At 69.7% G+C, this 6,298-nt stretch carries 6 protein-coding genes; all 6 read right to left on the bottom strand.

Annotation, left to right across the window (positions count from 1 at the left end; translation table 11 throughout):
• The coding region (locus Q0066_RS14245; protein ID WP_298134016.1) for a serine/threonine protein kinase at positions 1-833 on the bottom strand (833 nt) is incomplete at its 3' end.
• Positions 830-1,960 (bottom strand): hypothetical protein, encoded by a 1,131-nt coding sequence (locus Q0066_RS14240; RefSeq protein ID WP_298134015.1) that lies wholly within the window; start codon positions 1,958-1,960, stop codon positions 830-832. The genes Q0066_RS14240 and Q0066_RS14245, both read right to left, overlap by 4 nt.
• Positions 1,957-3,111, bottom strand: coding sequence for a hypothetical protein (locus Q0066_RS14235; protein ID WP_298134013.1), 1,155 nt, complete (start codon positions 3,109-3,111; stop codon positions 1,957-1,959). Before Q0066_RS14235 ends, Q0066_RS14240 begins: the two co-directional genes overlap by 4 nt.
• 101 nt (positions 3,112-3,212) lie before the next feature.
• Positions 3,213-4,862 carry an AAA family ATPase gene (locus tag Q0066_RS14230; RefSeq protein WP_298134012.1) on the bottom strand — a complete coding sequence of 550 codons (1,650 nt, stop codon included), beginning with the start codon at positions 4,860-4,862 and terminating at the stop codon, positions 3,213-3,215.
• Positions 4,859-5,413, bottom strand: coding sequence for a hypothetical protein (locus tag Q0066_RS14225; RefSeq protein WP_298134010.1), 555 nt, complete (start codon positions 5,411-5,413; stop codon positions 4,859-4,861). Before Q0066_RS14225 ends, Q0066_RS14230 begins: the two co-directional genes overlap by 4 nt.
• 57 nt (positions 5,414-5,470) lie before the next feature.
• The coding region (locus tag Q0066_RS14220; RefSeq protein WP_298134008.1) for a toxic anion resistance protein at positions 5,471-6,298 on the bottom strand (828 nt) is incomplete at its 5' end.

Here is a 6,298-nt window from a genome sequence, read left to right as displayed (position 1 = left end):
GACCGGCCGCCGACGTACTCCATCACGATGTAGCCGTTGTCGTCATGGGTGACGAAGTTGTAGATCTCGACGATCAGCGGGTGCTCCACCTGGGCCAGGAACTGCTGCTCGGAGATGGTGGCTTTCAGGGTGTCGGCGTCGCCGGTGTTCAGTAGGCCCTTGAGCACCACCCAACGGTCGGAGACGTTCTTGTCGCGGGCCAGATAGATCCAGCCCATGCCGCCGTAGGAGAGCAGCCCGGCGACCTCGTACTGGTTCGCGACCAGGTCGCCCTGCTTCAGTTTGGGGCTGAACGAGTAGGCGGCGCCGCACTGCGGGCAGAAGCCGTCGGAGCGTCCGGCGCTGTCCGAGCGGGAACGTCCGACGTGAGCGCCGCAGTTGGGGCAGATCCGCTTGTCCTCGGGCAGTTCGGCATTCGCCATCACGGCCTTGGCCGGGTCGACCGCCGGAGCCGGAGGAACGATCGTCAGGCCCTGACCGATCCGGCCCATCCGGCGGGAGCTGCTGGGCGGGCGACGAGTCGGGCGGACGCCGAACGACGTCGCCCGCGCCGAACCGAGTGCGGTCGATCCGAGCTGCACCGAGGCTCTGGTCACCGACGAAGCGCTGGGCGTCACAGCCGACTCCGGCGGCATCCCGCAGGTGTCGCAGTAGCCGTCCACGATCGAGCCCGGGCAGCCGGGTTGCCGACAGGGACCGCTCGCCGTCGCCGACGGACGGCGTCCGGGTGTGCCGCGGCCGACCGGCATGGTCACCGCGTTGCCCGGCATGCCGCAGACATCGCAGTAGCCGTCGACGATGGTGCCGGTGCAGCCCGGCTGCCGGCACCTCATCGGACGCCACCTTCAGCGAGCGCGTCGAGCAGTGCCTGGGCGGCGGGCAGCACCTGCCGCACCACCGCCATCGGAGTCGGACGCCGCGCCAGCAGCCGTTCCGCGGTCTGGGTGAGTGCGACGAAATCGGGATCGTCGGCGTGCCCGAGCGCTTCGGCCTTGGCCCGCAGCGGCGGGATCAGCGCGGCCAGCGCGTCGCGTTCGGCGAGCGCACCGGAGTAGGCGTCCTGAACGACCTGCATGGCTCGGCCGACCTGTTCCAGCCGGCCTAGATAGCTGTCGATCGCGGCGCGGGTGTTCGGTACCGGGCCGAGCGCGGCGACGTCCGGGACGGCGTACTTGGGTGCTGGCGACACCGCGGCCACCGCGTTGCCGACCAGCTGACGCAATGCCTGCTCACGGGCGGCCAGGTCGTCGGACAGCTCGCGGGCCCGGGCCAGCGCGTCCCGGTTCTCGCGGCGACGGGCGCCACCGACGATCAGGTCGCGTTCGTAGCGGGCGGCGTCGATCTCGAGGGGGCCGAGCAGGCCGCCGATGTCGCCGCCGCGTTCCCGCTTGGCTTCCAGCTCGCCGGTGCGCGCGGCCAGTTGGCCCAACTGGGCCCGGGCGGCCTCGGCTGAGGCGGGTGGCTCGATCCGGATCTGCTCGCGGATCCGTTCCAGCTGGGCGCGCAGGTCGCGCAGCCGGCGGGCCAGCTGCTCGGCATTCGGGTCGAGGTTGAGCTTCTGCCGCAGCTGGGCGACGAGGGCGTCGGAGAGCCGGCAGGCTTCCGGCAGTGACACCGCCATCCCGGCCAGTTGCGCGGACGGCGCGGCGCCGGTGTCGAGACGCCCCCAGATCAGTGAGGAGAGCCGGGCGCATTCGGCCGGACCGACCCGGCCCGAGTCCCAGGTGACCAGCAGCAGGTCGTAGCGGCTCTTCACCGCTTGCCACAGCGCCAGGGAGAGCTGCATGTCCGGGGTCAGCGCGTTCAGCCGGCGGCCCAGGATCTCGGCGTCCAGCGCGGCCAGTTCGCTGCGCCGGGCGGCCGTCCAGGCGTCCAGTTCGGCGAGGTAGCCGACCATCGCCTGGGGCTGCACCGGCTCATTGAGTTTGCCGGGTGCGGCGGGTGCGCTGACGGGACTCATCGATACTCCTCGATTCGCCGGGACACGCCCCAGAAGGCCAGGCCGGCGCCGGCCAGGGTGAACACGATCACCCCGGCGATGCCTGCGACGATCCCGTCGCCCACCGACTTGATCCCGGAGGTCACCGGCGACCTCAGGTTGGCGTAGATGGTGCTCAACGCTCCGTCGATCTTGTCGAATGCCTTTGCGGAGGCGTCGGTGACCAGACCGGCGGCGGTGGCCCACTGGGCCTTGTCGGTGGCATTCGTGACCTGGTCGTGGCTGGTCTTGTAGGCCTTGAGCGCGGAGGTCGTCGAGGTGGTCGCGTTCGGCAACCGGGGGATCGTCTCGAGGGCGGTGTTGTAGGCGGTGGTCCACCGCGTCTGGTACGAGGCGCCGGCGGTTTGCAGCCCGACGGCCAGTACCTCGTCGGCCCGGGCCTGATGCAGCTGCTGTTGGAGGGTGGCCACGCTGTCGAGTTCGGCGCGCGCGCTCTCGGTGAAGTCGGTCGCGGCATTCGAGGCGGCTGTCGACGACGTCGCCAGCACGGCCACCGAGGCCACGGCGCACAGCAATGCCAGCGCCACACCGGGATTGAGGTAGCGGTGCGAGGCGCGAGCCAAGGCGACCGAGATGGCGATCAGCCCGCCTGCGGTCACCACGAGACCGCCGATCACCCAGGGCAGCCAACCCGCGGTCAACTCGCCGGCGAGCCGGTCACCGGCCGCGGTGCGGGCGGCGGTCAGCGGGGTGAGGAGTTCGTCGCTGAGTTGGGTGTCGGCCCTGGCCAGCAACGCCGCTGAGGCGGTGCCTTTGGCGTTGAGCGCGTCCTGCAACGTCATCGAGTAGTGCACCAGGGCGCCGGTGAGCGGCACGATGCGGTCCCGGTCGGTCTCCACCGCCGACGCATCGGCGAGGGTGGTGGCCAGCGAGGTGAGCTGCTCGGTGACGTCGGTGCGGACGGCGTCGGTGGGGGTGAGTGCCCAGGTGTTGGCGGCCTGCTGCACGCTGAGCGCTTGGATGCGGGCGTTGGCGAGCCGGTGGTACTGCGCCAGGCTCTCGGCAGCCTGTGACGAGGCGTTGAAGGAGACCGCCAGCGCGGTGACCACCAGCGCACCGAAGGCCAGCAGCAACGCCACCGCGGTGGTCTGCAGCCGTCGCAGCCGCCGCACAGATCGTGGCGTGGCGCCGCGTCGCCTCCGGACGGGAACCGGCGCGACAGCGGGGACCGCAGCACTCGTGGTCGGCGCCGGCGTGGTGGGGCGGACGGCGGTCACGGCGTCGCCTGGACAGGATCGTCGCCGGCATCGCCCCGGTGTGCCGCGGGCAGCGTGGGGTCGGACGGCGGTTCGAGTCCGCCCGGCGGTGTGGCCGGCCAGTCGACCGCGGGCGCGGCGTCCGGGGCCAGATCGTCGGGCAGCAGGGTGCGCAGTTGGTCCAGGGTCGGCTCTGTCACGTCACGGAGCCGCCAGGCGTGCTTGCCGACGGCAGCTTCCAGCACGTTGCGGGCGAACCGCCCGTTGCCGAAGGTCTCGTCACGCACCTGCGCCGCGAGCAGGTCGTGGAAGGCGGCCAGGCAGCCTTCGCCCAGGTCGTAGTCGGCCCGGCTCACCATGCCGGTGAAGATGCCCTCCAACTCGTCGTCGGTGTAGTCGTCGAAGCCGATGGTGGTGCGGAACCGGCTGGCCAGGCCCGGGTTCTGCGCGATGAAGATCTGCATCGGCAACGGGTAACCGGCGACGATGACGACCAGGTCGTTGCGCTTGTCCTCCATCTCTTTGACCAGGGTGTTGATCGCCTCTTCGCCGTACTGGTCGCCGTTCAGGCTGTACGCCTCGTCGATGAACAGCACGCCGCCCTCGGCCTTGGCCACCACCTCGGCGGTCTTCATCGCGGTCTGGCCCAGATAGCCGGCGACCAACTCGGAACGGTCCACCTCGACCAGTTGGCCCTTCGACAGCAGCCCGACTGCGCGGTAGATGCCGGCCACCAGCCTCGCCACCGTTGTCTTGCCGGTGCCCGGGTTGCCGACGAACACCAGGTGCCGGGTGATGGTCGGACTCTTCAGACCGGCCTTGGCCCGCAGCGCGTCGACCTTGAGCACCGCGGTCTGCCGGTGGATCTCGGCCTTGACCGTGGCCAGCCCGACCAGAGCGTCCAGCTCGGCCAGCAGCTCCTCAAGCGACTTCTCCGGCTCGGCCGGCTGCTCGGGTTCGGCTACTGCCTCGTCAGCGGACGGGGGAGCGGCCTGCACCGGCGGTGCTTGTTGGTCGAGCTTGTCCAGACCTGGTTGCGCGCCACCCCGCTGCTCGGACCTGTCGAGACTCTGCCGGTCAGAACCCGTCGCGGTGCTGCCGAGCCCCGGGAAGGCTCCGGCGCCGAACGGATCCAACTGCTGCAGGTCGAGCAGCCGGGACTGACTGGTGTGCATCCGATCCAGCACGCTGGACAGGATCTGCGGCGCCTGCCGGACGAACTCGGCGTCTGAACCCGACCGGATCGCCGGCGTTGCCGGAACGGCACTGAGACCCTGCGCGGCGTTCAGCTGGGCGCTCGCCGCGCTCTGCGCGGCACCGATGCTCAACGGAGTCGGCTGGCCGAGCAGCGCGGCCGCGGACGCCACCTCGGCGAGCGCCTTCGCGTACGGCACTGCTCGCTGGGAACGCGAGTTGTGCAGTTGGGCGACCAGCGGCGTCGCCGAGGTGCGGAAGCGCCGGCCCTTCACGGCGGCCTCCATGAACACCTGGGCGCTGATCGCGCGACCGGTGGCCGTGCACCAGTCGACGAACGAACCGACCGCCGACTCGGCGACGGAGGCTGCCAACTGCTCACCCTCGACGCGCGCGGCGTCGGCGTCCACGCCGGCGGTACGTGCGGCGTCCGCCAGTGCGTCGAGGGTTCCGGCCAGGTCAGGGCTGCTCACGGTCGCTCCAGGTCAAAGGGATCGGTGGACTTCTCAGGCGGCGCCGTCGGGACATTCAGTTCTGTCGCGGGCGAGTGCCCGAAGCGTTCCCGCAGGAACCGTCCGTGGGTGATCAGGGCAGCCGCGTCGGTGGAGTTGGCGGCGTCGTAGATCTTCTCCATGGTGGCTCCCAGCAGGTCGAGTTGATCGATCAGCAGCAGCAACGGCGTTTTGCCGTCCTCGACCGGACGGCTGTCGGCCCAGTCCCGCGGCAGCCGCAGGTAGGCGCCGATCGCCTCGGGCAGGTAGTCGGTGGCGGTGGCCACCACCGAATAGCTGTCGTAGCTGCCGAGCCCGAGCGAGCCCAGCCGAGGCAGCGTGTCCCGGACCAGCCGGGTCACCCGGGCGGCTCGCGAACGCACCACCGAAGGCAGGGTGCCGGAAGCGATCAGCTGCTCGACCCCGTCCAAGGAGGACAGGATGTCGGCCTCGGTCGGCGCCGGATCGACCTCGGGTACGGCGACCGGCGGCGGCGTGGAATCGCGGCCGGTCAGCCAGTCCCAGAAGCCCATTGCTCGTCCACTACCTCGTCTCGGATTCGGTGTCGCGGGTCACTGCCCGCTGGTGGTTCAGAGGTTGATCTGCGGCATCGACTGGGTGCGGGAATCCTGCTGGGAAACCCGCTCCAGGTATTCCTTCGATTTGACCACTTCGCCTTCGAGCACGCCGATGGTCTGCGCCATGGTGTCGAGGGCGCGGGCCTTGAACTCGTCGATCGAGTCCATCGTGGAATAGATGTTGGCGAAGGCCGCCTGCAACTGTTCCAGCCCGATGGTCGACGACGCGGCCTGCTCCTGGATGCGCGCCGAGTTCTCTTTCAGCATCTCGGACGTGCGCTGGATCATCTGCGAGGTCGTGGTGTTCAGCGCTGTGATCTGATCGAGCACCAGCTTCTGGTTGCCCAGCGCCTGCGCGACGATCACGGCCGTCCGGAGCGCCGAAATGGTGGTCGTCGAAGCCCGGTCGACACCCTTGATCAACTCGATGTTGTTCTTGATGATGATGTCGATCGCCAGGTAGCTCTGGATCGACACCGCCAGCTGGGTGAGCAGATCCTGGTGCTTCTGCCGGACGTAGAAGAGCACGTCCTGGCTGAGCGCCCGGGCCTTCTCGGGGTCGGCGATCTCGAGTTCGGCGATCTGGGCGGCGAGCTTCGCGTCCAACCGTTCGGCGATGTAGACGTACTGGTTGAGCCGGCCCATCACCGTCCACAGATTCTGCTTCTCCATGTTGAGCGCCACATTGTCCTTGGTCAGCTCATCCTGACCGCTGCGCAGCGCATGGAGGATGCCGTTGAGCTGCTGCTGCGAGCTCTGGTAGCGGCGGAAGTAGTCGGTGACCTGATCGCCGAACGGGATCATGCCGAGGAACTTCTTCGACCCGCGCGCCTTGCCCGG

The organism is Micropruina sp., assembly GCF_027492755.1.
Classification (GTDB): domain Bacteria; phylum Actinomycetota; class Actinomycetes; order Propionibacteriales; family Propionibacteriaceae; genus Micropruina.
The sequence above is the reverse complement of the archived record's forward strand: the minus strand, read 5'-3'. Positions and strand labels throughout refer to the sequence as shown.

Bases quoted from the DNA above. Each gene is read 5' to 3' on its own strand.
- Q0066_RS14240 (WP_298134015.1), bottom strand. From the start codon at position 1,960: ATGAGTCCCGTCAGCGCACCCGCCGCACCCGGCAAACTCAATGAGCCG.
- Q0066_RS14225 (WP_298134010.1), bottom strand. From the start codon at position 5,413: ATGGGCTTCTGGGACTGGCTGACCGGCCGCGATTCCACGCCGCCGCCG.